Annotated in this window: 27 protein-coding genes and 1 riboswitch; of the genes, 18 read left to right on the top strand and 9 right to left on the bottom strand. The window is 68.2% G+C overall.

Annotation, left to right across the window (positions count from 1 at the left end; genetic code table 11):
* Window positions 1–83: 83 nt before the first annotated feature.
* Genes ACIA12_RS30010 through ACIA12_RS29980 form a run of 7 tightly spaced genes read left to right on the top strand, consistent with a single transcriptional unit; the run spans window position 84 to window position 5,363 of the window.
* Window positions 84–485, top strand: coding sequence for a PPOX class F420-dependent oxidoreductase (locus tag ACIA12_RS30010; RefSeq protein WP_396370532.1), 402 nt, complete (start codon window positions 84–86; stop codon window positions 483–485).
* Complete coding sequence (gene cbiE, locus ACIA12_RS30005) at window positions 478–1,689, top strand: precorrin-6y C5,15-methyltransferase (decarboxylating) subunit CbiE (RefSeq protein ID WP_396370531.1); 1,212 nt, start codon at window positions 478–480, stop codon at window positions 1,687–1,689. The genes ACIA12_RS30010 and cbiE overlap by 8 nt, the downstream gene beginning before the upstream one ends.
* 55 nt (window positions 1,690–1,744) lie before the next feature.
* Window positions 1,745–2,488 (top strand): precorrin-4 C(11)-methyltransferase, encoded by a 744-nt coding sequence (gene cobM, locus ACIA12_RS30000; protein ID WP_396370530.1) that lies wholly within the window; start codon window positions 1,745–1,747, stop codon window positions 2,486–2,488.
* A 33-nt stretch (window positions 2,489–2,521) separates the two neighbouring features.
* On the top strand, window positions 2,522–3,241 hold the full coding sequence (locus ACIA12_RS29995; protein WP_396370529.1) for a cobalt-precorrin-6A reductase: 720 nt from the start codon (window positions 2,522–2,524) through the stop codon (window positions 3,239–3,241).
* Window positions 3,242–3,278: 37 nt separating this feature from the next.
* Window positions 3,279–3,944 (top strand): ribulose-phosphate 3-epimerase, encoded by a 666-nt coding sequence (rpe, locus tag ACIA12_RS29990; RefSeq protein WP_396370528.1) that lies wholly within the window; start codon window positions 3,279–3,281, stop codon window positions 3,942–3,944.
* 14 nt (window positions 3,945–3,958) lie between these two features.
* Window positions 3,959–4,513 carry an Imm21 family immunity protein gene (locus ACIA12_RS29985; protein ID WP_396370527.1) on the top strand — a complete coding sequence of 185 codons (555 nt, stop codon included), beginning with the start codon at window positions 3,959–3,961 and terminating at the stop codon, window positions 4,511–4,513.
* A gap of 58 nt (window positions 4,514–4,571) precedes the next feature.
* Complete coding sequence (locus ACIA12_RS29980; protein ID WP_396370526.1) at window positions 4,572–5,363, top strand: HAD-IIA family hydrolase; 792 nt, start codon at window positions 4,572–4,574, stop codon at window positions 5,361–5,363.
* Here ACIA12_RS29980 and ACIA12_RS29975 read toward each other — a convergent pair.
* The 6 genes from ACIA12_RS29975 to ACIA12_RS29950 form a co-directional block, all read right to left on the bottom strand.
* Window positions 5,352–6,047 (bottom strand): polysaccharide deacetylase family protein, encoded by a 696-nt coding sequence (locus tag ACIA12_RS29975; protein WP_396370525.1) that lies wholly within the window; start codon window positions 6,045–6,047, stop codon window positions 5,352–5,354. The genes ACIA12_RS29980 and ACIA12_RS29975 overlap by 12 nt on opposite strands.
* A 74-nt stretch (window positions 6,048–6,121) precedes the next feature.
* Window positions 6,122–6,865 (bottom strand): amino acid ABC transporter ATP-binding protein, encoded by a 744-nt coding sequence (locus ACIA12_RS29970; RefSeq protein WP_396370524.1) that lies wholly within the window; start codon window positions 6,863–6,865, stop codon window positions 6,122–6,124.
* Complete coding sequence (locus ACIA12_RS29965; protein WP_396370523.1) at window positions 6,849–7,598, bottom strand: amino acid ABC transporter permease; 750 nt, start codon at window positions 7,596–7,598, stop codon at window positions 6,849–6,851. The genes ACIA12_RS29970 and ACIA12_RS29965 overlap by 17 nt, the downstream gene beginning before the upstream one ends.
* The gene (locus tag ACIA12_RS29960) at window positions 7,598–8,452 is read right to left on the bottom strand and encodes an ABC transporter substrate-binding protein (protein ID WP_396370522.1); all 855 of its coding nucleotides are present in this window, start codon (window positions 8,450–8,452) and stop codon (window positions 7,598–7,600) included. Before ACIA12_RS29960 ends, ACIA12_RS29965 begins: the two co-directional genes overlap by 1 nt.
* A gap of 198 nt (window positions 8,453–8,650) precedes the next feature.
* Window positions 8,651–9,214: a CGNR zinc finger domain-containing protein gene (locus tag ACIA12_RS29955; RefSeq protein ID WP_396370521.1), complete on the bottom strand. Its 564-nt coding sequence runs from the start codon at window positions 9,212–9,214 to the stop codon at window positions 8,651–8,653.
* Window positions 9,214–10,137, bottom strand: coding sequence for a 2-dehydropantoate 2-reductase (locus ACIA12_RS29950; RefSeq protein ID WP_396370520.1), 924 nt, complete (start codon window positions 10,135–10,137; stop codon window positions 9,214–9,216). Before ACIA12_RS29950 ends, ACIA12_RS29955 begins: the two co-directional genes overlap by 1 nt.
* A gap of 382 nt (window positions 10,138–10,519) precedes the next feature.
* On the opposite strand from ACIA12_RS29950, the gene ACIA12_RS29945 reads away from it, so the two are divergent.
* Window positions 10,520–11,407: an alpha/beta hydrolase gene (locus ACIA12_RS29945; RefSeq protein WP_396370519.1), complete on the top strand. Its 888-nt coding sequence runs from the start codon at window positions 10,520–10,522 to the stop codon at window positions 11,405–11,407.
* 59 nt (window positions 11,408–11,466) lie between these two features.
* On the opposite strand, the gene ACIA12_RS29940 is transcribed toward ACIA12_RS29945, so the two are convergent.
* The gene (locus ACIA12_RS29940; protein WP_396370518.1) at window positions 11,467–12,396 is read right to left on the bottom strand and encodes a cupin domain-containing protein; all 930 of its coding nucleotides are present in this window, start codon (window positions 12,394–12,396) and stop codon (window positions 11,467–11,469) included.
* A 167-nt stretch (window positions 12,397–12,563) separates the two neighbouring features.
* Between ACIA12_RS29940 and ACIA12_RS29935 the strand changes: the two genes are divergently transcribed.
* Complete coding sequence (locus ACIA12_RS29935) at window positions 12,564–13,031, top strand: MarR family winged helix-turn-helix transcriptional regulator (protein WP_396370517.1); 468 nt, start codon at window positions 12,564–12,566, stop codon at window positions 13,029–13,031.
* A gap of 23 nt (window positions 13,032–13,054) precedes the next feature.
* Window positions 13,055–15,835, top strand: a complete 2,781-nt coding sequence (locus ACIA12_RS29930) for an AAA family ATPase (RefSeq protein ID WP_396370516.1) — start codon at window positions 13,055–13,057, stop codon at window positions 15,833–15,835.
* Here ACIA12_RS29930 and ACIA12_RS29925 read toward each other — a convergent pair.
* Complete coding sequence (locus tag ACIA12_RS29925) at window positions 15,786–16,589, bottom strand: SDR family NAD(P)-dependent oxidoreductase (RefSeq protein WP_396370515.1); 804 nt, start codon at window positions 16,587–16,589, stop codon at window positions 15,786–15,788. The two genes, ACIA12_RS29930 and ACIA12_RS29925, sit on opposite strands and share 50 nt — an antisense overlap.
* 208 nt (window positions 16,590–16,797) lie before the next feature.
* Here ACIA12_RS29925 and ACIA12_RS29920 point away from each other — a divergent pair, with 208 nt between their 5' ends.
* The 8 genes from ACIA12_RS29920 to ribH all read left to right on the top strand — a co-directional run bounded on the left by ACIA12_RS29920 (window position 16,798) and on the right by ribH (window position 23,950).
* Window positions 16,798–17,637 (top strand): alpha/beta fold hydrolase, encoded by an 840-nt coding sequence (locus ACIA12_RS29920; protein WP_396370514.1) that lies wholly within the window; start codon window positions 16,798–16,800, stop codon window positions 17,635–17,637.
* 57 nt (window positions 17,638–17,694) lie between these two features.
* Window positions 17,695–18,267 (top strand): helix-turn-helix domain-containing protein, encoded by a 573-nt coding sequence (locus ACIA12_RS29915; RefSeq protein ID WP_396370513.1) that lies wholly within the window; start codon window positions 17,695–17,697, stop codon window positions 18,265–18,267.
* Window positions 18,257–19,477: an MFS transporter gene (locus tag ACIA12_RS29910; RefSeq protein ID WP_396370512.1), complete on the top strand. Its 1,221-nt coding sequence runs from the start codon at window positions 18,257–18,259 to the stop codon at window positions 19,475–19,477. The genes ACIA12_RS29915 and ACIA12_RS29910 overlap by 11 nt, the downstream gene beginning before the upstream one ends.
* Before the next feature lie 125 nt (window positions 19,478–19,602).
* A riboswitch (FMN riboswitch) is annotated at window positions 19,603–19,736 on the top strand.
* 122 nt (window positions 19,737–19,858) lie between these two features.
* Window positions 19,859–20,887: a bifunctional diaminohydroxyphosphoribosylaminopyrimidine deaminase/5-amino-6-(5-phosphoribosylamino)uracil reductase RibD gene (ribD, locus tag ACIA12_RS29905; RefSeq protein WP_396370511.1), complete on the top strand. Its 1,029-nt coding sequence runs from the start codon at window positions 19,859–19,861 to the stop codon at window positions 20,885–20,887.
* A gap of 2 nt (window positions 20,888–20,889) precedes the next feature.
* Window positions 20,890–21,537, top strand: coding sequence for a riboflavin synthase (locus ACIA12_RS29900; protein ID WP_396370510.1), 648 nt, complete (start codon window positions 20,890–20,892; stop codon window positions 21,535–21,537).
* A complete protein-coding gene (gene pnuC / locus ACIA12_RS29895) occupies window positions 21,534–22,214 on the top strand; it encodes a nicotinamide riboside transporter PnuC (protein WP_396370509.1) in 681 nt (226 codons plus the stop codon). The genes ACIA12_RS29900 and pnuC overlap by 4 nt, the downstream gene beginning before the upstream one ends.
* A gap of 3 nt (window positions 22,215–22,217) precedes the next feature.
* Window positions 22,218–23,474 (top strand): bifunctional 3,4-dihydroxy-2-butanone-4-phosphate synthase/GTP cyclohydrolase II, encoded by a 1,257-nt coding sequence (locus ACIA12_RS29890; RefSeq protein WP_396370508.1) that lies wholly within the window; start codon window positions 22,218–22,220, stop codon window positions 23,472–23,474.
* Window positions 23,474–23,950 carry a 6,7-dimethyl-8-ribityllumazine synthase gene (gene ribH / locus ACIA12_RS29885; protein WP_396370507.1) on the top strand — a complete coding sequence of 159 codons (477 nt, stop codon included), beginning with the start codon at window positions 23,474–23,476 and terminating at the stop codon, window positions 23,948–23,950. The genes ACIA12_RS29890 and ribH overlap by 1 nt, the downstream gene beginning before the upstream one ends.
* Here the strand turns inward: ribH and ACIA12_RS29880 are convergent.
* Complete coding sequence (locus ACIA12_RS29880) at window positions 23,947–24,825, bottom strand: RNA polymerase sigma-70 factor (protein ID WP_396370506.1); 879 nt, start codon at window positions 24,823–24,825, stop codon at window positions 23,947–23,949. The genes ribH and ACIA12_RS29880 overlap by 4 nt on opposite strands.
* Window positions 24,826–24,837 lie beyond the last annotated feature (12 nt).

Raw genomic sequence — 24,837 nt, 5'->3', positions numbered from 1 at the left:
GCTGGTCTGAGGGGTTCAGCGCCAGCGGCCCGCCCTGGGGTACTCCCCGGGGCGGGCCTTCTTCGCGCGTCTACGATCACGGGGTGGAACTGGCGCTGAGTGAACGGTCCGGATCGTTCGTGGACTTCTGGACCGAGCGGCATCTGTGCGTGCTCAGCACGGTGCGCAGGGACGGTACCGTGCACGCGACGCCGGTCGGGGTGACGGTCGATCTCAAGACGGGGATCGCGCGGGTGATCTGCTCGGGCGGTTCGCACAAGGCGCGGCAGATCCGGGCGGCCGGATCGGAGGGCGCGGCGGTCGCGGTCACCCAGTTCGAGGGCCGGCGCTGGTCGACCCTCGAGGGCCGCGCCGTGGTGAGCGACGACCCCGAGCGGGTCGCCGACGCCGTACGCCGGTACGCCGAGCGCTACCGCCAACCTCGCGTCAACCCGGAACGTGTAGTCCTGGAAATCACCATCACAAAGGTCCTCGGCAATGCCTGACCCCCTCACCGTCGTAGGCATCGGCGCCGACGGCTGGCCCGGCCTCTCACCCACCGCCCAACAAACCATCACCACCGCCGAAGTCCTCCTAGGCAGCACCCGCCAACTAGCCCTGATCCCCACCATCACCACTAGCGGGGGGCAGGTGCGGGTGGCTTGGAGTTCGCCGTTGTCGGAGTCTTTGACTGGGTTGCTGGCGACTCATCGGGGGCGGCGGATCTGTGTGTTGGCCAGTGGGGATCCGACGTTTCATGGGATCGGGACGACTCTGACCAGGATGCTGGGGGCTGACGCGGTGCGGGTGATTCCGCATCCGTCGAGTGTTTCGCTGGCTTGTGCGCGGTTGGGGTGGCCGCAGGATCAGGTACAGGTGATCAGCCTCGTCGGGCACCCGCTCGAACTCGTCCAGCCGCACGTTCAGCCGGGACGCCGGCTCGTCATCCTGAGTTGGGGTGCGCAGACGCCGGCCGAGGTTGCCGAGTTGCTGGTCCAACGCGGGTACAGCCGGAGCGCGTTCACGGTGCTCGAGCAGTTGGGGTCGGGGGAGGAGCGCATACGTAATACCAGGGCAGCTGAATGGAGCGGCGAGGTCGACGCGCTCAACGTCATCGGGGTGCTCTGCGAGGCGGATGCCGGGGTGGAGTTGTTGTCGACGGCGCCGGGGTTGCCTGATTCGGCGTACGAGAGTGATGGGCAGTTGACCAAGCGCGAGGTCCGCGCGGTGACGTTGTCGCGGCTGGCGCCGGTACCGGGGCAGTTGCTGTGGGACGTCGGCGGCGGCGCGGGCAGCATCGCGATCGAGTGGCTGCGGCATCACCCGGCCTGCCGCGCGGTAGCGATCGAACAGAACCCCGACCGCGCCAAACGCCTCGACCGCAACGCAGCAACCCTCGGAGTCGCCGTCCGTACCGTCGTCGGCGCCGCCCCTGCCGCTTTGGAAACCCTGGAGTCACCGGACGCCGTGTTCGTCGGCGGCGGCGCGACCGTCCCCGGCGTGATCGAGACCTGCTGGCAGGCCCTGCGCCCCGGCGGCCGCCTCGTGGTCAACGGCGTGACGCTGGAGACCGAGGCGCTGATCGCCCGCTGGTACGCCGAACTGGGCGGCGACCTCGTCCGCCTGGCCGTCCAGCGAGCCTCCGCGGTAGGTACGATGACCGGCTGGCGCCCCGCAATGCCCGTCACCATCTGGAGCGTGACCAAATGACCGCCCACCCCCGCAGCGCGACATCGCCATCCCGTGCATGCAGGAGCGTGGCTACGTGACTGTGCATTTCATCGGTGCCGGGCCGGGGGCCGCCGATCTGATCACAGTGCGCGGGCGCGACCTGATCGCCGCCTCACCCGTCTGCCTGTACGCCGGTGCGCTGGTCCCTCTCGAATTGCTCGACCACTGCCCGCCCGGCGCCCGCAAAATCGACACGGCCGACCTGAACCTCGACCAGATCATCGCCGAACTCGCCGCCGCCCACGAGTCCGGCGCCGACGTGGCCCGCCTCCACTCCGGCGACCCCTCCGTCTTCAGCGCCATGGCCGAGCAGATGCGCCGCCTCGACGCCTTGGAGATCCCGTACGACGTGACGCCCGGCGTACCGGCGTACGCGGCCGCCGCCGCCTCCCTGGCCCGTGAGTTGACCGTCCCCGAGGTCGGCCAAACCGTCATCCTCACCCGCATCGGCGGCCGAGCCACCGCCATGCCGCCCGGCGAAGACCTCGCCACTCTCGGCGCGAGCCAAGCAACCCTCGTCCTGCACCTGGCCGTCCAGCAGATCGACCGCGTAGTCGACGAACTGACCCCCAACTACGGCGCCGACTGCCCGGTCGCCGTAGTAGCCCGAGCCTCCCGCGACGACGAACTCATCCTCCGCGGCACCCTCGCCACCATCGCCGCCCAGGTCCACACCGCCGACATCCGCCGAACCGCCGTCATCCTGGTCGGCAAGGTGCTCGCAGCAACAGCCTTCCGCGACAGCCACCTGTACTCGACCACCCGAGACCGTGCCTGATCACCTCCGCCTTGATGCCAAAGGCCCGGCCAGGTGAAGGTCCTGCTGCTGGGCGGTACCGGCGAGGCACGGCGGCTCGCGGAGGTACTGGCTGCCGAACACGACGTGGTGTCGTCGCTGGCGGGGCGGACCGGGGATGCGCGGCTGCCGGTGGGGGAGGTGCGGCAGGGTGGGTTCGGCGGGGTGGAGGGGCTTACTGCGTGGTTGGCCGAGCACGGCGTGGAGGCGGTGGTCGATGCGACGCATCCCTTCGCCGCAACGATGACTGCCCACGCAGTAGCAGCCACCAGCGCCCTAGACCTTCCTCTGCTCGTACTACGCCGCCCCGGCTGGCGCGAGCAGCCCGGCGACACCTGGCACTGGGCCGGCGACGCTGCGGCTGCCGCAACCCGTCTCCCTGAGCTCGGTCAACGAGTCTTCCTCACCATCGGGCGGCAGGGCCTGGCTGCCTTCGCTGATACCGGCCTCTGGACGCTGGCGCGCTGTGTAGACCCGCCTGACCCGCTGCCCACCTGGTGCGAGTTGCTGCTGGACCGAGGCCCGTACGTGCTGGCCGCCGAGCTAGAGCTACTACAGTCGCGGCGCATCGACGTACTGGTCACCAAGAACAGCGGAGGCGACATGACAGCCGCCAAGCTGACTGCAGCGCGCGACCTCGGCATCCCAGTCGTACTGATCGAACGCCCACCCCTCCCACCCGGTATCGCTGTGGCGGAGACGACAGACGAGGTGCGGGCCTGGCTCGCCCAGTGATCAGCCTGGGCCAGGGCCGCCGGTAGATTGTCGTTTCATGGGAATCCAGATCGCGCCGAGCATCCTCACTGCCGACTTCGCCCACCTGGCTGACGAGGCGGCGGCGGTGTCGAACGCGGACTGGCTGCACGTGGACGTGATGGACAACCACTTCGTCCCGAACCTGACGCTGGGTCTGCCCGTCGTCGAGTCGCTTGCCAAGTCCGTCGCGCAACCGCTCGACTGCCACCTGATGATCGAGGACCCCGACCGCTGGGCCCCCGGTTACGTCGAGGCCGGCGCGTCCAGCGTCACCTTCCACATCGAGGCCTGCCGCGCCCCGATCCGTACCGCCCGGGAGATCCGTGCCAAGGGCGGCCGCGCCGCGATGGCGCTCAAGCCCGCCACCCCGATCGAGCCCTACGAGGACATCCTCGCCGAGTTCGACATGATCCTGATCATGACGGTGGAGCCCGGCTTCGGCGGCCAGAAGTTCCTCGACGTCTGCGTCCCGAAGATCCGCCGCACCCGCGACCTGGCCGCCAAGCACGGCCTGGACCTCTGGATCGAGATCGACGGCGGCATCTCCACCGAAACCATCGAGCGCTGCGCCGAAGCCGGCGCCGACGTCTTCGTAGCCGGCTCAGCCGTCTACAACGCCGACGACCCCAACACCATGGTCGAAAAACTCCGCACCCTGGCCACCAGCGTCTCTAACCACTGAGGGGCCTGTACTTCGTGCAGCGACGACCAGGTACCACCGCCAACTGGGTCGACTCCATGGGCGGCCCGCTGATCGTCGTACCGGTGTCTGCTCTGGACAGCTGGCGTGGCTGCACCGAGCAGGGGGCGATCATCGGCGATGGATCGGTGGTCGACGACTACGACCGTGCTTGCGGGATCGACGACTGGGCTGGGGTGATCGCGGTTGGCGAGCGACAGGCGTTGGTCCTGGGCGACGCCTCCTACACCAGCTGTTACCTGCCTGAGCATCGGGCCTTCATCCGGTGGAACGCTGCCGGTTCCGAGTCGGCGTTGTTCGAGGCTGCTGCGGCGGTGCTGGCTGACGAGAGTACGCCGTGGGTCGACTGCGGTGTGTGGGAATGCGACGGCCCGGCCGTGCTGATGGACTCCGCCGAAGCCGGTGCCGACCTCGGAGTGCCCTATCCAGACGGCCGAGGTACGCCGTCCGAGGCCTCGGTGCTCGTGGAGGCGGGGCGGTGGCGGGTGTGGGCCGTCGACGTCAGCGGGGAGAGTGCAGACGTCGGTGTGGTGCGGCTTTTGCCCGTGTAGGAGAACCGCTCGTCTACGATGCGGAGTGGTTGCCAGGTGTCTAGCGAGGAGTGCAGGGATGAGTGAGCACAAGCCGGTGGAGAGCTGGTTGACCGACATGGACGGGGTGCTGGTTCATGAGGAGCGGGCTATTCCGGGGGCCAGTGAGTTCATCGGGTCGTTGCAGGCTTCGGGGAAGAAGTTTCTGGTACTGACCAACAACTCGATCTTCACGCCGCGGGATCTCCGGGCGCGGTTGCTTGCCGGGGGCATCGATGTGCCGGAGCAGGCCATCTGGACGTCAGCGCTGGCCACGGCTCAGTTCCTCGACGATCAGCGGCCCGGCGGTACGGCGTACGTGATCGGTGAAGCGGGGTTGACGACCGCCTTGCACGAGGTCGGCTATGTACTGACCGAGCGCGCGCCGGACTACGTCGTACTGGGGGAGACGCGGACGTACTCGTTCGAGGCGATCACCCGGGCGATCCGGCTGATCGCCGACGGCGCGCGGTTCCTGGCGACCAACCCCGACCCGACCGGCCCGTCGACCGAAGGGCCGTTGCCGGCCACCGGATCGGTCGCCGCGCTGATCACCCGGGCGACCGGTGTCGCACCGTACTTCGTCGGCAAGCCGAATCCGCTGATGATGCGCAGCGCCCTGAACCGGATCGAGGCGCACTCCGAGACCTCGGTGATGATCGGCGACCGGATGGACACCGACATCATCAGCGGTCTCGAAGCCGGCCTGCGCAGCATCCTGGTGCTGTCCGGCTCCACCGGCGAGCACGAGGTCGAGCGCTTTCCCTACCGCCCGACCCGGATCGTCGAGTCGATCGCCGACGTCGTACCGCTGATCGCCTCAATGTCCTGAGCAGGACACCAGCCGGAACGTGTAGCCACGAGCCTTCAGCGTCCGCAGGATGGTCGGCAGCGCGGCAACCGTCTGGCTGCGATTCCCGCCGCCGTCATGCAGCAGAATGGTCGAGCCGTTGCGGACCGATGCGAGGACGCGACGACTGATCACCTTGGCGCCCGGCCGGGACCAGTCGCGGGGATCCACCGTCCACAGCTTGATCGTCTTGCCGAGCGCGGCCGCCCGTCGCCTGACCGTGGTGTTCACGCCACCGTACGGCGGCCTGAGGCAGCGTGGCTGCGACTTGGTCTGAGCCCGGATGTAGCGGTCCGCGCTCTGCACCTGGGACCGGAAAGTTGCCGCAGGCACCTTGCGCAGATCCGGGTGCGAATAGGTATGGTTCTGGACGCTGTGCCCCTGCTGATGAACCTTGCGCGTGACGGCCGGGTACTTCCGCACGTTCTGCCCGATCTCGAAGAACGTCGCCTTCACTCCGTACCGCCGCAGGATCGCGAGAATCTGAGGCGTGTACGTCGGCCCCGGCCCGTCGTCGAAGGTGATGTACACGTACTTCGTCCCTACCGCGCCCCGGGACGCCGCCTGAGCCCCGACCCCGGGTTGCCGGGCCTCGGACTGCGGACCGCACCCCGTCGTGATCCCCAGCATCGCGATCAGCCCGACCGCCAGCAGCAATCGGGTCATCCGACCGGGCCAGGCAGCCATCCGAACCCCCAGGCGTCGTATGTCTCCACCATGGGCCGCCGGAGTGGATTTGGCTAGAGCACCTGCGAAAGGAACTGCTGCAACCGCGGCGACTCAGCCGCCGTGAACAGCTTCTCCGGTACTCCGGACTCGACCACGACCCCGCGATCCATGAACGCCACCTGGTCAGCCACCTGGCGCGCGAACCCCATCTCGTGGGTCACCACGATCATCGTCATCCCCGCGCCGGCGAGGTCGGCCATCAGCCCGAGGACACCCTTCACCAACTCCGGGTCGAGCGCCGACGTCGCCTCGTCGAACAGCATCACTTCAGGCTTCATCGCCAGCGCCCGGGCGATCGCGACCCGCTGCTGCTGGCCACCGGAAAGGTTGCCCGGTCGTGCCGACTCCTTCTCCTTCAGCCCGACCAGTTCGAGCTGCACCCGGGCCGCCTCGACCGCGCCGTCGGCGGTCAGCTTCTTGATCTTGCGCAGCGGCAGGGTGATGTTCTCCAGCACCGTCTTGTGCGGGAACAGGTTGAAGTGCTGGAACACCATCCCGATCCGCCGCCGCAGCTCGTCGGGGTTGCTCCGCAGTACCGACTCGCCGCCGAGCTTGATGTCGCCGGCAGCCGGTTCGAGCAGCCGGTTGGTGGCCCGAAGCAGGGTCGACTTGCCGGAGCCGGACGGGCCGATCACGCAGGCGGTCTGGCCGGCCGGTACGGCGAGGTCGACGCCGCGCAGTACCTTGTTGTTGCCGAAGGCGAGCTCGATGCCGGTGAGCTCCAGGCTCGCCGCGGCCTCAGCGAATGTCGGCATGGGCGAGCTCCTCGACCTCGAGATCGGCGGGACGGCCTTCGCGCAGCCGCTTGTCGAAATAGTTGACCAGGTGGGTCAACGGCACGGTGATGATCAGGTAGAAGATGCCGGCCAGCAGCAACGGCGACAGGTTGCCGTTGGTCGCCGCGGCGTCCTGGCCGATCCGGAACAGCTCTCGCTGGCTGGCGAGCAGGCCCAGGAAGTACACCAGGCTTGATTCCTTGATCAAGGCAATGAACTGGTTGACCAACGCTGGCAACACTCGCCGGACGCCTTGCGGGATGACGACCAGCCACATGCCGGAGCTGTGCGTGAAGCCGAGCGCCCGCGCTGCTTCGAGTTGCCCTTTCTCGACGCTCTGGATGCCGGAGCGGAAGATCTCGCCGATGTACGCGGCCGCGATCAGCGACAGCGCGAGAATGCCCAGCGGGTACGGGTTCGGGCCCCACCAGTGCCGGGTGATCGGGGACAGGCCCTGGCCGATCAGCAGGATGGTGAGAATCGCCGGCAGGCCGCGGAAGATGTCTGTGTAGATCTTCGCCGGCCACCGCAGCCACCACCTGCGGGACAGCCCCATGACCGCCACGACCATGCCGAGCACAGTGCCCAGCACGACCGAGGCGGCCGCGAAGATGAGCGTGTTGACCAGCCCGACCTTCAGCATCTCGGGCAGGACTGCCTTCATCGACCCCCAGTCGAGGAAGGTGTCGTTCAGGGTGGACCAGATGTCCATCAGCTAGCTGCTGGGGCGGTGAACTTGACGGTCCCGCTGCCAGGCTTGAAGGTCGCCGGTACTGCGCGGCCGGGGTAGTACTGCTCGACCAGCTTCGTCCAGGTGCCGTCGGCGATGACCTCGTCGAGCGCCTTGTTGACCGCCTCGCGCAGCTTGTCGTTGCTCTTGGCCACGGCGAACGCGGTCGGCGCGGAGCTGAGCTCCTTGGCGGCCAGGATGACCACGCCGCCGCCCTGCTCCTTGGCCATCTTCTCGCCGATCTCGGCGGGGGAGATCCAGGCGTCCGCGGTACCGGCCTTCAGCTGGCCGACGGCCGCGTTGTAGTTCGGGACGCGGACCGGGTTGAGGTTCTTCTGGGTCGCGTAGTCGTCCTGCACGGTGCCCTGGACGACGACCACCCGCTTGCCCTCGAGCTGGTCGAACTTCGTGATGCCGGAGTTCTTGGTGGTGTTCAGGCCGAGGTAGCCGAAGTCGTAGCCATTGCTGAAGGCAACCGTCTTCTTGCGCGCCTCGGTGATCGTGATGGACGAGCTGCCGAGGTCGAACTGGCCGCCGTTGACCTGCGAGAGCAGCGCCGAGAAGTCGGTCCCGACGAACTCGGGCTTGAGGTTCAGCTTCGCCGCGACCGCGGTGATCAGGTCGTTGTCGAAGCCGGTGAACTTGCCGTCCTTGACGTAGACGTTCGGCGGCGCGTCGGTGAGCGTGCCGATCCGCAGCGTGCCCTTCTGGAGCAGGCCCAGATCGGGGCCGGAGGCATCGGACTTGTCGTCGCTGCCACAGGCCGCGAGTGCGATGGCCAGGGTGATGGCTGTACCGACGGCGGCGAGGCGGCGGAAGGCGCTGGTGGCGCGCACGGGGTGTCTCCTTAGAACGGTCGGGAACTTGTGGGGTTGGCCCACTGCACGACGCTAACGCCGCCGGCGACCGGCGAATTCCACGCTGACACGGGATGAGACAGGACCGGAATGTCTAGCTTCGGCGTGGTATATGTGCTGCCCGGGAATCCTTGCGCCAGGCAACTACTGGTGGTGGCCGTGCGGAAGATCACACTCTCAGTGGGCGGCACGGAGGGTGCGCATCTTGGCGCGGGCGCCGCAGTTGTTCATCGAGCACCAGCGGCGCCGCTGGCTGCGGCTGGTGTCGACGAACAGCAGGGTGCAGTCGGGGTCCTCACACTCACGAATCGACCCCGCATCAGGACCGGACAACAACTCGATCCCATCCCGAGCAACAACAGCCAGTACTTCCGAAGCCGACGGCTGTGGATCCCGTCGACCCAACGCTTTCGGATCGAGGGCTGTAGCCCGAGTGATCGCGAGCGCCGGGGCGGGGGTCTCGTGGGCTGCCCGTTCGTTGACGAGTTCGACGTCCGCTCGGCGCAAGGGGCCGCGGTCGAGGGTTGCCATCGTCAACACGTACAGGGCTTCCCGTAGTACGCGGGCTGCTTCCAGATCTGCCTCGTCGGTGGAGATCGAGCCCAGACCGGCCAGCTCCACCCAGCGCGCGAGGTCGTCCGGGGTACGGAGGCGTTCCAGCTTCTCCGTACTCCGCTTGCCGAGCGTACCGACGAAGTTGAGTGCGATCCGTCCGCCGATGAACGGGAAGGCGTCGGCCATCAGCTCGCCTGGGCGCGCACGCTCGCGAGCTCGTACAGGAGGCTGTTGATAGGGGTCGGCGTCCCCGTCGACCGCCCGAGCCGCACGACCGCACCGGTCCACGCCTCCAGCTCCGACGGCTTGCCAGAGTTGATGTCGCGCTGCAATGAGGTCGTTCCCGCCTCCGGCAGACTGTCGAGGAACGCGAGCGTGTTGTCGACGGCATCGCCCGGCAGTTCCACACCGGTCGCCTTCGCGACCTGCTTGATCTCGTTCATGCTGTCGACGATCACGTGCCGGATGCCCGGGCGGCTGCGCAGTACCCCGTACGGCGCATCGGCGAGCGTCGCGACCGCGCCGAACGACCCGAGCGCCAGAAACTTGCTCCAGAGCGCGACCCAGACATCGTCCGGTACTACCGCGGTGAGGCCCGACTCCTGCAGCGCATCCCGCAACCGCTCGACCCGCTGGCTCTGCTTGTTGTCCCACTCGCCGAACGTCAGCTTGCCCAGCCCACCGATATGCCGCACCCGCCCCGGCCCATCCAGAAACGCGACCACCTCAACCGCGCCCGGCAGCACCGCCTCCCGCCCGACGACATCAGCAACCTGCTGCGGCGCCTCCACCCCGTTCTGCGTCGTCACCACCGCCGTATTCGGCCCCACCAGCGGCCCCAACGACGCAATCGCCCCTTCAAGCTGCCAGGTCTTCACCCCCAGCAACACATAGTCGACCTGCCCGATCTCCGCCGGATCATCAGTCGCCATCACCGTCTCCAGCGCGAAATCACCCGCAACGCTCTCGACCGCGAGGCCGTTCTCCCGCAGCGCCGCAAGGTGCTCGCCGCGCGCAATGAACCGCACCTCATGGCCGGCCTGCGCCAACCGCCCCCCGAAGTAGCCACCAACGCCACCCGCACCCAGCACAGCCACCTTGATCGTCATGCCGTCGATGTTACCGGTTTAACAGGTAACAGCAAGGCGGGCTCCGAGCGGTTGCCATGCCCGGGGTAGGTCAACTGACTGTGCGGACGACCGCGGCTCCGGTCGACCGCGGCCGAGCTGGGCAAAGACCGAAACCTGTCGAACGACTGTCCGAAGCGACACGACGGCGCCGATCCCGTGGCCATCCGACGGAAGCGGACGGGCCGAGCCGCACCGAATCCTGGAGCCTGCCGCGGGATGCGTGCTCGACACGTACCGAGGCGATTTCGAGGAGGGCCCGTCAGGCCTGCTACTGGGCCGAGGAGCACCTCTCCGCCCGGGTGTGAGACCGACCCCTGCGCTCGTACCGCACAACGACAACCGTTCAAAACAAGGAGAAACCATGCGCAAACGTCGTATCTTCCAGGCCGCCGTTCTCGGCGCGACCGGGATCGCCGTCATCGCCGGCGTGACCACGCTGGCATCGGCCGCACCGTCCCCCCAGACCGCGGCGGCCGCCGCGGTCTCGTACCCGGTCCGGGGCCCGAAGCCGACGATCGTCCTCGTCAACGGGGCCTGGTCGGACGCGGCCAGCTGGGGCAGGGTGATCAAGCCTCTCCAGGCTGCCGGCTACCCGGTCGTCGCCCCGCCGACGGCTCTGCGCAGTCTCTCGGGCGATTCCGCCTACCTGGCTTCCTACCTCAAGACCGTCCAGGGCCCGATCGTCCTGGTCGGGCAGTCCTACGGCGGATCCGTCATCACCAGTGCCGCCACGGGCAACCCGAACGTCAAGGCGCTGGTCTACATCTCGGCCTTCGCGCCGGACACCGGTGAGAGCGCCGGGAGCCTGACTGCGCGATTCCCGGGCAGCCACATCAGCAACGATCCCAACGCGCAGCTTCCCACGGCTCTCAGCCCCGTCCCCGTCCCCTTCCTCACACCCGACAACAAGCCCGAGATCGTCCTGTACGCCAAGGCGGCTCAGTACCGGGACCTGTTCCTGAGTGACCGCGTCACCGTGGCCGCTGCCGCGGAACTCGCCGCCACGCAGAGCCCGATCGCCTTGACGGCACTGGGCGAGACCACCTCCGGGGAGCCGGCCTGGGAGAAGATCCCCTCGTGGTACCTCGTCTCCACCGCCGACCACCTGATCCCGCCGGCCGCCGAGCGCTTCATGGCCGCCCGCGCGCACTCCCACGTCGTCGAGGCCAACACGCCGCACGCGGCACAGGTGACCAACCCGGGCATCGTCGTCAGCCTCATCGAACGGGCCGCCAGAGCCACCCGGTGACCTCCACCGGACGACATCGCCGGTCGACCCCGGCGGTGTCATCCGGCCCGTTCCGGCGATCACCGACCAGGTCGCGAACCGCCCGGTCGTTCCGGTGTCCGATCGAAGGAATCAGCATCAGGTCCGCCGCGCCACGCGCTGGGCGAGCTGCCATAGGCGCGGGAGAAGGCCCGGCTGAAGGCGGCCTCGGAGATGTAGCCCACGCGGGCCGCGATCCGGCCGACCGGGTCGGCCGTGCCGCGGAGCAGGTGCGCCGCGTGGCCAAGCCGGCAGCGCTGAACGTACGAACCGGGCGTTTCCCCGACCGACTCGGCGAACCGCGTCGCGAACGCCGAACGTGACAGCGACGCGAGCCGCGCCAGCTCGTCGACGGACCAGTCACGACCAGGGTCTCGGTGGACCGCGGTGAGGACCGGCGCGAGCACCGGGTCCATCGCTGCCGTCAACCAGCCGGCGTGGCGCACCTCGCCGGACGCGGCCCACGACCGCAGCGTCCAGATGAAGAGCAGGTCGAGGGCTCGGGACACCATCACGCGGGCGCCGGGTGCCGAGCGGATCACCTCGGACACGAGCAGCTCGCTGATCGGCCGGAGCCAGGCCTTGGATTCCGCGTCGCCGCGGATCACGATCGCCGGCGGCAGAACGCCCAGCAGCGGCGCGGCGACAACCGACTCGACGAGGAACTCCCCGGTCACCCAGCTGGCTGTCGGTGTCGCCCGGACGATGTGGGCATCACCTCGTGCGAGCAGCACCAGGTCCCCAGCACCCAGTTCTACGGTTTTTTCGCCCGCGACCTCGACACTGATCCCGCCTTCCTCGACGAGATGCAGCAACCTGGCCCCGACCGGGTGCCGCTCACAGCTGCTCGATTGGCGCAGCACCTCGCCACCCTGCAGGTGAATCGCCTGCAGCACGTCCGAGAGCGCATCGTGCGCACCGTACGCCGGCGGCTGTGGAGAATCGGCAAAGTCTTCCGGATCTTCGGCCATGTTTTCGGTCCATCCTCCTTCTAGGCTGCGACACAGGATGCGTGAACAGTTCCGCACGAGCGGCCTCAACGCTCAGGACCGAGGAGCCAGGACCAGATGACATCGGATCATTTCACCTTATACGATCCATCCTCGGATGATCCAGTTGCGGATGGTACGGTTGGCCGGTGTCTTCGAAGAGCGACCACCGCGGCGCGTCGCCGCTACCCGACGCCGGCTCGGCGAGCGGGGACCTGACCTGGCTGGCCCACCGGGCGGCAGCAGCGCTCGGCGAAGCGTTCAACGCGGTCTCGCGGGATGCGGGGCTGACCGATCTGCGCGACTGGCTTGTGCTCGAACTGATCAGCACGGGTCCGGAGCGGACGCAGCTGGAGATCGCGGCCGAACTCGGGGTCGACAAGACCACCTTGGTGTCGATCCTCGACCGGATGGAACGCGACGGGCTCGTCGTCCGCAACCTTTCCGCCCATGACCGGCGCGTGCGCATCCCCCAGGCAACCGCGAAGGGCATCGAGGTGAAGGACCAGGTCGCCATCGCTCGAGAGACAGCGATCATGCGCCGGCTGTCCTCGATCCCCGCCCGCGACCACGCGAAATTCCACGCGATGCTGTGGAGCATCGTCCACGATCAATGACAGCCCGGGGGGAGTGTGATCCAGTGGGCGAACTTTTTGAGCACACTGGTGTCGATCTCCTCGTCGGACGTGGTGTGGCGCTCGAACGCATCCGTGCCTTCCTCGATGCCACAGACCGTGGTGGAGCGCTGCTGTTGTCAGGAGCGGCGGGGGTGGGCAAGACCGTGCTGCTCGATGCGGTGGCGGAGGTGGCGGTCGCGAACGGCTCGCGGGTCCTGCGTGCCTCCGGCGTCGAGTTCGAGGCCGACGTCAGCTATTCGGGACTGAACCAGATCCTTTTCCCTCTCTACGAAGCGTTCGGGGACCTCGAGAAGCCGCATGCCGATGCGCTGCAGGTCGCTTTGGGCTTCGGCAGCGGAGCGCCGCCGGAACGGCTCGTCGTGTCGAACGCGACGCTCATGCTCCTGCGCTCCGCGGCCAAGGCCAGCCCGTTGCTGCTGATCGTCGACGACCTGCCGTGGCTCGATCGGGCCAGCGCCGCCGTACTGGGCTTCGTCGCACGCCGGCTCAATGGCACCCGGGTCACCTTTCTCGGCGCCATGCGCTCGGGAAGTGAGACCTTCTTCAACGGCGGTGGCCTGCCCGAGTACGAGGTGCCGCCTCTGGATGGAGAGTCCGCACAGTTGCTGCTCCACAGCCGATTTCCGGCACTGGCCGCTCGAGTGCGTCAGCGCCTGCTGTCGGTGGCCGAGGGGAACCCGCTGGCGCTGCTCGAATTGCCCACCGCGCTGAGCGGGGAGCAGCGTTCGGCCCTGGAAACCCTTCCCGCGGTACTTCCACTCAGCCAACGCCTCCAGGCGCTGTTCGTGTCCCGGGTGTCCACCCTGTCCCTCGCCGCACGGCGGCTGCTGTTGCTCGCGACGCTGGAGGGAACCGGCGATCTCGCGATCCTGCAGGCGTCAGCGCGGCAGGCCGGCTATGAATCCGACCTCGAAGACCTCGCCTCGGCCGAGCAGGATCGGCTGGTGTCTTTCGACGAGGGCACCCGCCGGCTCGTCTTCCGGCACCCCTTGATCCGCTCGGCGGTCGTGAGTGCCTGCACCAGTACTGAGCGCCGGGCGGCACATCGAGCGTTGGCCCAGGTGCTGGTGAGCCACCCCGAGCGGCGGGCGTGGCATCTCGGCGAAGCTTCCGTCGAGCCGGACGAGCAGGTGGCCGGACTGCTCGAACAAGCGGCGCGGCGGATCGCGGCCCGCGGAGACGCCGTCGGTGCGGTGGCGGCACTGGTGAGGGCTGCCGACCTGAGCCCCCACGACACCGATCGCGCCCGCCGGCTCGCCGAGGCCGCCTACATCGGCGCCGATGCGACCGGGCAGCTCCGCAACTCCTCAGAACTGCTCGAAGGCGCCCGTTTGGCCGATCCGGGCCTGATGGGCTCCCTCCACTTCGCGGCCGCCGCCGTCTTCTTGATCATCAACGGCGACGGAGACATCGACACCGCCCACCGGCTGCTGGTCGGCGCCATCGAGGCCGGCACCCACGACTACGACGCCCAGGACGGCGCCCTCATCGACGCGCTCCACCTGCTACTGCTGCTCTGCTTCTTCAGTGGTCGCGCGGAGCTGTGGGAGCCTTTGTACGCAGCGCTCCGACGGCTGCGACCGGAGCCGCCCGCCCTGCTCTCAGTGGCTGCCAAGACCTTCTCCGACCCGGTCCGTTCCGGTGCCGGAGCCCTGAACCAGCTGGAATCGGTTCTCAGTGACCTGCAGACGGAGACCGATCCCGGCTGGATCGTTCGGGCCGGCACCGGCGCGCTCTACGTCGATCGACTGGCAGCCGTCCGGGAGCCGTCGTGGCGAGTTGTTCTCCAAGGGCGAGACGGCGGTCCGCCGCGCCGGCACATCGGCGGGCTGATGCACCTGTGCCTGGATGACTACCTCACTGGCAGGTGGGACGAATGCCTGGAACTGGCCGACGAGGGAATCCAGGTGTGCCAGGAATCCGGATACCCCTTCTTCACTTGGTACTTCTGGTACTGCAAAGCTGTCGTCGCCGCGGCCCGCGGCGACGACGAAACGGTCGACTGCTTGACCGACCGGATCGTTCGCTGGGCGACACCCAGGGGAGTGGGGGCGGCACTGCACTACGCCCGGCACGTCCGCACCGTCGCCGAATCCGGCCGCGGTGACTTCGAAAGCGCATATCGGAACGCGACGGCTCTGGGCCCCGCCGGTACGTTCGCCTCCCACGTGCCGCATGCGTTGTGGGTGGCGTTGGACGTCGCCGAAGCCGCGGTACGGACCGACCGGCACAGCGAGGCCGCCGCTCACGTACGGGCCATGCAGGAGGCCGGCATCGGCGCGCTGTCTCCGCGGCTCGGCCTGCTTGCCGCCGGTTCGGCGGCGTTGTGCGCCACCGACGACGACGAGGCGGTGCGCCGGTTCGAGGAGGCGCTGGACAGACCAGGCATCGAAAGGTGGCCGTTCGATCTGGCCCGGGTGCAACTCGCGTACGGGGAACGGCTGCGACGCGCCCGGGCCAACGCCGACTCCCGGGAGCCGCTGCGTCTGGCGTACGAGGCCTTCAGGCTGCTCGGCGCCGAGCCCTGGGCAGACCGGGCCGCCAAGGAACTGCGGGCCACCGGATGGGGGACACCCAAAACCACCGCGAGCGGAGAAGTGCTCACGCCCCAGGAACGGCAGATCGCGGATCTCGCGGCGTCCGGCTTGAGCAACAAACAGATCGCCGAGCGCTTGTACCTCTCGCACCGGACCATCGGCGCGCACCTGTACCAGATCTTTCCCAAGCTCGGGGTCAACTCCAGGGCCGCACTTCGCGATGCGCTCGCGGCGCTGGAGAAGTGACCGGGCCGGGAGCGAGTCTCAGTGGGCGGGTGCCTTTGGGGCTGTTGACGGCGGCCGCGATGGCTTGGGCTGCGAGGGCGACCTCGGCGGCTGTGAGTTCGTGTTCGGCCAGCTTGGCGTCGACGCTGTGGATCAGGCCGGGGTATCGGTCTTCGTAGGCTTGAACTGTCTGGGCGTCGTCGGGGTGGATGGTGTGAACGTGCGGGCCGGTCTGGGGGAGCAGGAAGCCGGGGACGATGATCGTGGTTTCGATGCCGAACTCGGTCAGTTCTTGGGCGTAGGTGGCGGCGAGGTGGTCGATCATCGTGATTGCTTCGGTGTGCAGGGCGAGGTAGGGCGCGCTTTCGGCTTGGTGGTTGGTCGGTACTACCCAGATCAGGAGTCCTTCGTGTCGTTCGCGCATCTGGGGTAGTACGGAGCGGTTGATGCGCTGGGTGGAGAGCACGTGGGCGTCGTAGATCTGGGCCAGTTGGTAGGGGGTGAAGGATTCGAGTGGTCCGCGGGGTACGGGGCCGACGGTGTGGACGACCGCGTCGATTCTTCCGCTCTGCGTCAAGATGTTGGCGACCGCGGTCGAGACTGAGCGCTGGTCGGCCACGTCCAGCGGAATGGGGCGTGGGCCGTGGTCGCTCGGCTCGGCTCGGTCGGCCGGGTTGAGCCCGGCGTACACGGTGTGGCCTGACTCTGCCAGCGCGTTGACGGTGGCAGCTCCGAGGTCGCTGGAAGCCCCGGTAACAAGGACGATCTGAGACATGGGGCTCCTCGCTGCTCTTCCGGCTGTCCCATCAGTGTCGGCGTGACGGAATCCGTCCGTATAAGTCGAACGACTGTCAGTGAGACCACGAATCGGATGGTCTTCCGACAGAAGCGGCTCCCCGGTGATTTCGATGAGGCTGTCGAAGAGCGCCAGAAGGCGAATTCCTCTCGAAGAGCGCGGAGTCATCGCGCAAGAAAGGCCAGACATGGCAGCGAGTTTCGGGCAAACACCGGGCGAGACGGTGGACGTCGGCGGAACGCCGTTCGCGTACCGCGAGGTGGGTCCGGCCGGCGGCGTGCCGCTGGTGTTGCTGAACCACATCACCGCGGTGCTGGACGACTGGGACCCCGCCGTGGTCGACGGCTTCGCGGCTGAGCGACGCGTCATCGCGGTGGATCTGAGGGGCGTCGGCGGTTCCGGCGGCACCACCCCCGACAGCATCGAGGCGATGGCCGCCGACACGATGGCCTTCCTGGAGTCCCTCGGGCTGGCCTCCGTCGATCTGCTGGGCTTCTCCCTGGGTGGCATGGTGGCTCAGGCGGTTGTCCAGCAGCGACCCGATCTGGTCCGGCGGATCGTCCTGGCCGGCACCTCGCCCGCCGGTGACGAAGGGCCCGCCGGCTGGGGCGCCGGGCTGCAAAGCGCTTTCGGGAAGTCGGCAACTGAAGGCAAGCACCCCAAGCACTACCTGTTCTTCTCGCCGACGTCCCGCAGCCAGGCCGCCGCGGACGCGTTTCTCGCTCGCCTGGACGAGCGTACCGAGAACCTCGACACGCCCGTGACGGACGAGACGATCGGTGCCCAGCTGACCGCGGCCACGAAATGGGAGCAGGGCACCTCGCCGGCCGGCCTGGCCGACGTGGACCAGCCCGTCCTGGTCGTCAACGGCGACAACGACGTCCTGGTGCCGACGATCAGCTCGTTCAACCTCGCGCAACTGCTGCCCAACGCCACGTTGAGCATCTACCCGGACGCCGGCCACGGCGCGATCTTCCAGCACCACGCCCTCTTCGTTCAGCAAGCCCTGGACTTCCTCCGCGACTGACCGGCCAAACCCAGAAGAGTTCTTCGCGAAGAACTCTTCTGGGTTAGGCTGTGCCTCATGAGTGATCAGACGCCGGCGGGCGACATCGTTCTGGATGTGGCTGCCTTGCGGGTGCTCGCTCACCCGATGCGGCTGACTTTGCTGGAGCACCTACGGCAGCGTGGTCCTGCGACGGCGCGACAGCTCGCGGAGCATTACCAGATCGACTCTGGTGCAGCGAGCTACCACCTGCGGCAGTTGGCCGACGGGGGTCTGATCGAAGAGGACACCCAGCGTGGTACCAGGCGCGACCGCTGGTGGCAGGCCCGGCATCGGTCATCGGTACACGATCCTGCACGCGGTGGTCCTGAGGAGCGAGACGACAGTCGCGGTTACCTGCACGCGGTACTGCTTGCGTACAGCGAACAGTTGCGCCGGTTGGCGTACACCGCACCGCTGCTGCCCGACGAGTGGTATGAGGCGTCAACGTTCAGCAACTACACGCTGCGATTGACCCCGGCCGAGCTCAACGAACTGAAGGCAGAGCTGGCTGCGGTCGTCAACAAGTACCGCCACCACGACGAAGCTGGAACGCCAGTAGCCCTTCAGCTGCACGGGTTTCCCCTGCTCGAGCCGGACGATGACGCCTAGCGGCACCACCCCCACGGCTGCCTACCGCGACAGCAATGTTCTGCGCTGGGCGTCGGCCTACACCGCATCAGTCAGTGGCGACGTCGTCTTCTTCCTGACCCTGTCCTGGGCCGTGACCCGGATTGCCGGCCCGGCCCAGGTCGGCGCGGTGCTGGCCGTCGGAGCCGTTCCCCGGGCACTACTGATGCTGGTCGGCGGCGTGATCGCCGACCGCTACGGTCCGCGCCGAGTCGTGATCGGCAGCGACTTCGCCCGATGCGTGATCATCGCCTGCACTGCAGCGTTGATCCAGTTCACTGCGGGCGGGCTGCCAATCCTGTACGCCGTTGCGCTGGTCTTCGGCGTGATCGACGCGCTGTTCATGCCTGCCGTAGGCGCTCTGGCCGGCCGGCTCACCGATCCAGGACAACTCGGCCGGGTGCAGGGACTGCGCGTGCTGGCGGTCCGGGTCAGCAACGCGGTCGGTCCAATGATCGCCGCGATCGTGTTGACTGCCGCCGGAGTCGCCGCCGGCTTCGGTCTGGCCGGGCTGCTGTTCAGTCTGTCCTTCGGTCTCCTCCTTGCCGTCCGCCTGAACCGCGGACAGACCGCCGAGCGTTCGACCGGCTCACCGTTGGACGATCTTCGAGACGGGCTGCGGTACCTACGGAGAAACCGCCAACTGGCGCGCCTCGTCGTGGTGGTCGGGCTGAGCGAGTTGTGCTTCAGCGGTCCGGTAGGAATCGGTCTGGTCCTACTGACCGCCGAACGACACTGGGGTCCGGCCATCCTCGGCTGGGCCCTGAGCGTGTTCAGCATCGGAGGTGCAGTCACCGGAATTCTGCTAACCGCCCTGGCTCACGTCCCGCGAGCGGGGGTCGCGCTCGTGGGCGCGCTGACAGCTACCGCCGTTCTGATCGGCGCCCTAGGCCAGGTCACTGCGGCCAGCGCTCTGATCGTCGGTTCCGCCGCGCTCGGAACGATCAGCGGCGCGGCGATGGCTATCGGCAACGCCTTACTCCAACGCACGACCGAACCTCGCTATCTCGGCAGGGTCGGCTCGGTAACTTCGCTGTGCACCCTCGGCCTAAGCCCCCTGCTCTACCCGGTCAGCGGCCTCATCGCGGCTGCCTGGGGAACAGGCGTCTTCTTCGCCGGATGCGCCTTGGTGTGCCTGCTGGCCGGGTTCACCGCCGCGACGGCCAAAGCAATACGCGACTCCGAACTCTGATGCCACCACCGAAGCAGGCGCCGGTTGGGCGGAGTCGGGGTGGGGCATCTACGGGTATCAGGATGTGACCCAGATCCTGGTGGAGTTTCGGGGCCGTGGCACACTCGTAGTACGAGTGAACCCACTCGCGTGCTCCGGGGTCGGTGTAATTCCGAGCCGGCGGTTATAGTCCGCGACCCGGTCGAAGCTGTATCTCGGCCGGTTGACCTGGTGGAATTCCAGGACCGACGGTGAAAGTCCGGATGGGAGGCGCACGCGGTCGGCGGGTGCGCTCCGACGTCCGGTCGCGGCTGAAATTTCAGCCGCTCCCGAGCGACGGGTCCGCGCGTGCGCCGGTTGTCATGGCCCCGGTGTGCGTCCGTGACAACGAGGGACCCGTCAGTGAAGAACGCTTCGCCGATCGACATCGCCTGGATGCGTCGTGCCGTCGAGCTCGCCGCGCGTGGCGTCGGCAGCACCCATCCGAACCCGGTCGTCGGTTGTGTCATCACCGGCCGTGACGGTCACCCGGTCGGCGAGGGCTTCCACGCCTACCCGGGCGGTCCGCATGCCGAGGTCGAGGCGCTCCGGATGGCCGGTGATCGCGCTCGCGGCGGTACGGCGTACGTGACGCTCGAGCCCTGCAACCACACCGGCCGCACCGGGCCGTGCTCCGATGCACTGATCGCGGCCGGCATAGCGCGCGTCGTGTACGCCGTACCGGACCCGAACAAGCAGGCAGCCGGCGGCGCGGAGAAGCTCCGGGCCAAGAACATCCAGGTCGAGCAGGGCGTGCTCCAGGACGAGGCCGAAGCGGTCAACCACGTCTGGCTGCACAGCGTCCGCCAGGGCCGCCCGTTCGTCACCTGGAAGTTCGCCACCACCCTCGACGGGCGCTCAGCCGCCAAGGACCGCTCCAGCAAGTGGATCACCGGCCCGCTAGCCCGCGCCGACGTGCACAAGAAGCGCGCGGAATGCGACGCGATCGCGGTCGGCACCCAGACCGTACTGACCGACGACCCCGAACTGACCGTCCGCGACGAGCAGGACAAGCCCGCCGCCCGGCAACCGCTGCGAGTCGTCGTCGGCGACCGCGAGATCCCGCTGACCGCGAAGGTCCGCAACGACCGCGCCGAGACCCTGATCCTGCCCACCCACGACCCCGCCGAGGTACTCCGCCAGCTGGACGACCACCAGATCCGGCACCTCTGGCTCGAAGGCGGCCCGACCCTCGCGGCTGCCTTCCTACGCGCCGGCTGGGTCGACCAGATCGTCGCGTACGTCGCACCGGCGCTGCTCGGCTCCGGCTTCTCCGCCATCGGCGACCTGGGCGCGGAATCGATCGACCAGCTAAAACGCTTCAACCTTGCGGACGTGACTCGCCTGGGTGACGACGTCCGGCTCACCTTGACTCCCCTGGGAGGGAAATAACCATGTTCACCGGCATCATCGAAGAGCTCGGTACGGTCGAGGCGCTCGACCTGTTGGACGGCGACGCCGCCCGGCTGACCATCCGTGGGCCGAAGGTGACCGAGGACGCCGGCCACGGCGACTCGATCTCGGTGAACGGCTGTTGCCTCACGGTGGTCGAGCACGGCGACGGCACGTTCACCGCGGACGTGATGCGCGAGACCCTGCAGCGCACCAGCCTGGGCGGTGCCGAGAAGGGCTCCCGGGTCAACCTGGAGCGCGCGGTCACCGCCCACGCCCGGCTCGGCGGACACATCGTCCAGGGACATGTCGACGGCACCGGTACGATCGCCAGCCGCGAGCCGGCGGAGCACTGGGAGGTCGTCCGGATCGCGGCGCCCGCGGAGATTCTCCGGTACGTCGCGGAGAAGGGCTCGATCGCCGTCGACGGCGTCTCGCTGACCGTCACCGACGTGGACGACAGCACCGGCACCTTCGGGATCAGCCTGATCCCGACCACGCTCGAGCTGACCGTGCTCGGCACCAACAAGATCGGCGACACCGTCAACCTCGAGGTCGACGTGATCGCCAAGTATGTCGAGCGCCTGCTCACCGCCGGCCGCGTCTCGCAACCCCGGTCGGCGGCAGAGCTTGCTGGAGGCAACGAATGAACTTCTTCGACTGGTTACTGCACTCGCAGGTCACGATCGGCGGCTCGCCGGTGCTGGTCCGCGAGATCGTCGGCAACGTGTTCGGCCTGGCCAGCGCCCTGTTCGGGATGCGCCGGCTCGTCTCGGCGTGGCCGGTGGGCATCATCGGCAACGTCTTGCTGTTCACGGTTTTCGTCGGCGGGCTGTTCGACACCCCGCAGGACAAGGACCTCTGGGGCCAGGCCGGCCGCCAGGTGTTCTTCGCGCTGGTGAGCCTCTACGGCTGGTACCGGTGGTACCAGACCCGCCACGCAGGCGCCGCGAAGGGTGTGCAACCGAAGTGGGCGACAACCCGTCAGCGGATCGAGTTGCTCGGCGTGGCAGTCGTGCTCTACGCGATCGCCTACCCGGTACTGAAGGCGCTGGGCTCGTGGGGACCGCAGTGGGACGCGTGGATCCTCACCGGGTCGATCCTGGCGACGTACGGGATGGCGCGCGGGTACGTCGAGTTCTGGCTGATCTGGATCCTCGTCGACGTGGTCGGCGTACCGCTGCTGGTGCAGGCGAAGTTCTACCCGTCCGCGACGATGTACGTCGTCTACGGGCTCTTCTGTGTCCTCGGATTCGTCTCTTGGTGGCGGATCCAGAATCGTGAGACGGCCGCTGCGGCCACTCCTGAGCCAGTGACGGTGGGCTGACCGATGGGCGAGGTACTGAAGCTCGACACGATCGAGCATGCGATCGACGAGATCCGGGCCGGACGGCCGGTGATCGTGGTCGACGACGAGGACCGCGAGAACGAGGGCGACCTGATCTTCGCGGCCTCCAAGGCGACGCCGGAGCTGCTGGCGTTCCTGATCCGGTACAGCTCCGGCGTGGTCTGCGTCCCGATGGAGGCCGCCGAGCTCGACCGGCTAGGCATCCCGTTGATGACGCCCCACAACCGCGAGCGGCTGCGCACGGCGTACACGATCTCGGTGGATGCCCGCGACAACGTCACGACCGGCATCTCGGCGGCGGACCGGGCGCGCACCATTCGCGTGCTGGCCGACTCGGCCTCCGAGTCGTACGACCTGGTACAGCCGGGCCACATCTTCCCGCTGCGGGCGCGCGAGGGCGGCGTACTGGTCCGTCCCGGGCACACCGAGGCGTCGCTGGATCTCGCCCGGCTCGCCGGGATGCGGCCGGCCGCGGTGATCGCCGAGCTGGTCAACGACGACGGCACCATGAAGCGTGGCGGGGACCTGCGGACCTTCGCTGATGAACATGGCTTGGTTCTCGTCTCGATAGAAGACCTGATCCGTTACCGGCGGCGGACCGAGAGCCAGATCCAGCGGGTAGCGACGACGACGCTGCCGACGCGGTACGGCGATTTCGTTGCCCACGGCTACCGGAACACGATCGACGGTACCGAGCAACTGGCGCTGGTCCGTGGCGAGATCGGCGACGGGCCGGTCCTGGTGCGGTTGCACTCGGAGTGCCTGACGGGTGACGTGTTCGGCTCGCAGCGGTGTGACTGTGGTCCGCAGCTCGACGAGGCGATGCGCCAGGTGGCGGCCGAGGGTGGCGTCGTCGTGTACCTGCGTGGGCACGAAGGGCGTGGCATCGGGCTGCTGCACAAGCTGCAGGCGTACGAGTTGCAGGACGCCGGCCGGGACACGGTCGACGCCAACCTGGATCTCGGCTTGCCCGCCGACGCCCGCGACTACGGGACCGGCGCGCAGATCCTGGCCGACCTGGGCATCACCTCGGTGAAGCTGCTGACGAACAACCCGGCCAAGCTGTCGGGCGTACAGGGCTACGGCATCGACGTCGTCGAGCGCCGCGGCATCACGATCGACCCGACCGAGCACAACCTGCGGTACCTGTCGACCAAGCGTGACCGGATGGGCCATCACCTGCCGGACGGCAGCGACGGACACCAGCCCACTGGTACTGACGAGAACGGAGCCGGCTGATGTCGGGCAGTGGAGCACCCACCATCGAGATCCCGCAGGCTGAGGGGGTCCGGGTCGCGATCGTCGCGGCGCAGTGGCACCCGAAGGTGACCGATTCCCTGGTCGCGGGCGCGGAGCGAGCGCTCGCCGACTCGGGAGTGACCGATTTCAAGGTGATCCGGGTGCCCGGGTCGTTCGAGCTGCCGGTCGCGGCGTTGCACGCGGCCAAGGCCGGGTACGACGCGGTGGTCGCGCTGGGCGTCGTCATCCGTGGCGACACCCCGCACTTCGAGTACGTTTGCCAGGCGGCGACCGAGGGCCTCATGCGGGTCGCCGTGGATACCGGCGTACCGGTCGGGTTCGGGTTGCTCACGTGTGACAACGACCCGCAGGCGCTGGACCGGGCCGGTTTGCCGGACAGCCGCGAGGACAAGGGGTACGAGTCGGCCCAGGCCGCGTTGTCCACGTTGCTCGCGACCCGGGCGTTGGCGCACTAGCGGCTGACAATGGTTTCGGTCCGCATCCACGACAGCTTGTCGGGGTTGCGGACGTAGTACAGCCCGGCGATGAGGCCGTCCTCGATGCACAGCGCCATCACTCCGTCCAGCTCGCCGTCGAGCCGCAGAACCATTGCCGGGCTGCCGTTGACGTAGACCGGTTCGGTTGAGATCTGGTGACCGACGCGGCCCAGGCCGGCGGTGAGCAGACGGGCGACCTTGTCGGCTCCCAGAACCGGCTTCGGAACGGCCTGCTTGATCCCACCGCCGTCGCCGAGCAGGACGACGTCGGGGGCGAGAATGTCGACCAGGTCCTGCAGATCGCCGGTCGCGATCGCCCGCTGGAACGCCTCGATGGCGCTGCGTGACTCAGCCTGGGAGACCGCGCCGCGGGGCCGGCGGGCGGCGACGTGGTTGCGGGCGCGGTGGGCGATCTGGCGGACCGCGACCTGGGTCTTGCCGACGGCTTCCGCGATCTCGGCGTACTCGAGATCGAACACGTCGCGCAGGACGAAGACCGCTCGCTCGGTCGGCGTCAGCGTCTCCAGGACCAGCAGCATCGCCATCGAGACGCTGTCGGACAGTTCGACGTCCTCGGCGACGTCGGGGCTGGTCAGGAGCGGCTCGGGCAGCCAGGAACCGACGTACGACTCCTTGCGGCGGCCCATCGCGCGCAGTCTGTTGAGTGCCTGGCGGGTGGTGATCCGGACCAGGTACGCGCGCGGCTCCCGCACCGTCTCGTGGTCGACCGCTGCCCAGCGCAGCCAGGTCTCCTGCAGCACGTCCTCCGCGTCCGTCGCCGAGCCGAGCATCTCGTACGCGACGGTGAAAAGCAGGTTGCGGTGGGCAACGAACGCCTCGGTGGCGGAGTCCATCGGCGTACTCCT

The sequence above is a fragment of the Kribbella sp. NPDC051620 genome, assembly GCF_044453825.1.
GTDB lineage: Bacteria > Actinomycetota > Actinomycetes > Propionibacteriales > Kribbellaceae > Kribbella.
Note: the sequence above shows the minus strand (reverse complement) of the source record. Positions and strands in the feature narration are given on the sequence as shown.

Coding starts and splice junctions, on each gene's coding strand:
- ACIA12_RS29940 (WP_396370518.1), bottom strand. CDS start 12,396: ATGGCCGAAGATCCGGAAGACTTTGCCGATTCTCCACAGCCGCCGGCG.
- ACIA12_RS29950 (WP_396370520.1), bottom strand. CDS start 10,137: ATGACGATCAAGGTGGCTGTGCTGGGTGCGGGTGGCGTTGGTGGCTAC.
- ACIA12_RS29955 (WP_396370521.1), bottom strand. CDS start 9,214: ATGGCCGACGCCTTCCCGTTCATCGGCGGACGGATCGCACTCAACTTC.
- ACIA12_RS29975 (WP_396370525.1), bottom strand. CDS start 6,047: ATGACCCGATTGCTGCTGGCGGTCGGGCTGATCGCGATGCTGGGGATC.
- pnuC (WP_396370509.1), top strand. CDS start 21,534: ATGAACTTCTTCGACTGGTTACTGCACTCGCAGGTCACGATCGGCGGC.
- ACIA12_RS29900 (WP_396370510.1), top strand. CDS start 20,890: ATGTTCACCGGCATCATCGAAGAGCTCGGTACGGTCGAGGCGCTCGAC.
- ACIA12_RS29980 (WP_396370526.1), top strand. CDS start 4,572: ATGAGTGAGCACAAGCCGGTGGAGAGCTGGTTGACCGACATGGACGGG.
- ACIA12_RS29910 (WP_396370512.1), top strand. CDS start 18,257: ATGACGCCTAGCGGCACCACCCCCACGGCTGCCTACCGCGACAGCAAT.
- ACIA12_RS29925 (WP_396370515.1), bottom strand. CDS start 16,589: ATGTCTCAGATCGTCCTTGTTACCGGGGCTTCCAGCGACCTCGGAGCT.
- ACIA12_RS29890 (WP_396370508.1), top strand. CDS start 22,218: ATGGGCGAGGTACTGAAGCTCGACACGATCGAGCATGCGATCGACGAG.
- ACIA12_RS29965 (WP_396370523.1), bottom strand. CDS start 7,598: ATGGACATCTGGTCCACCCTGAACGACACCTTCCTCGACTGGGGGTCG.
- ACIA12_RS29970 (WP_396370524.1), bottom strand. CDS start 6,865: ATGCCGACATTCGCTGAGGCCGCGGCGAGCCTGGAGCTCACCGGCATC.
- ACIA12_RS29880 (WP_396370506.1), bottom strand. CDS start 24,825: ATGGACTCCGCCACCGAGGCGTTCGTTGCCCACCGCAACCTGCTTTTC.
- ACIA12_RS29945 (WP_396370519.1), top strand. CDS start 10,520: ATGCGCAAACGTCGTATCTTCCAGGCCGCCGTTCTCGGCGCGACCGGG.
- ribH (WP_396370507.1), top strand. CDS start 23,474: ATGTCGGGCAGTGGAGCACCCACCATCGAGATCCCGCAGGCTGAGGGG.
- ACIA12_RS29915 (WP_396370513.1), top strand. CDS start 17,695: ATGAGTGATCAGACGCCGGCGGGCGACATCGTTCTGGATGTGGCTGCC.
- rpe (WP_396370528.1), top strand. CDS start 3,279: ATGGGAATCCAGATCGCGCCGAGCATCCTCACTGCCGACTTCGCCCAC.
- ACIA12_RS29920 (WP_396370514.1), top strand. CDS start 16,798: ATGGCAGCGAGTTTCGGGCAAACACCGGGCGAGACGGTGGACGTCGGC.
- cbiE (WP_396370531.1), top strand. CDS start 478: ATGCCTGACCCCCTCACCGTCGTAGGCATCGGCGCCGACGGCTGGCCC.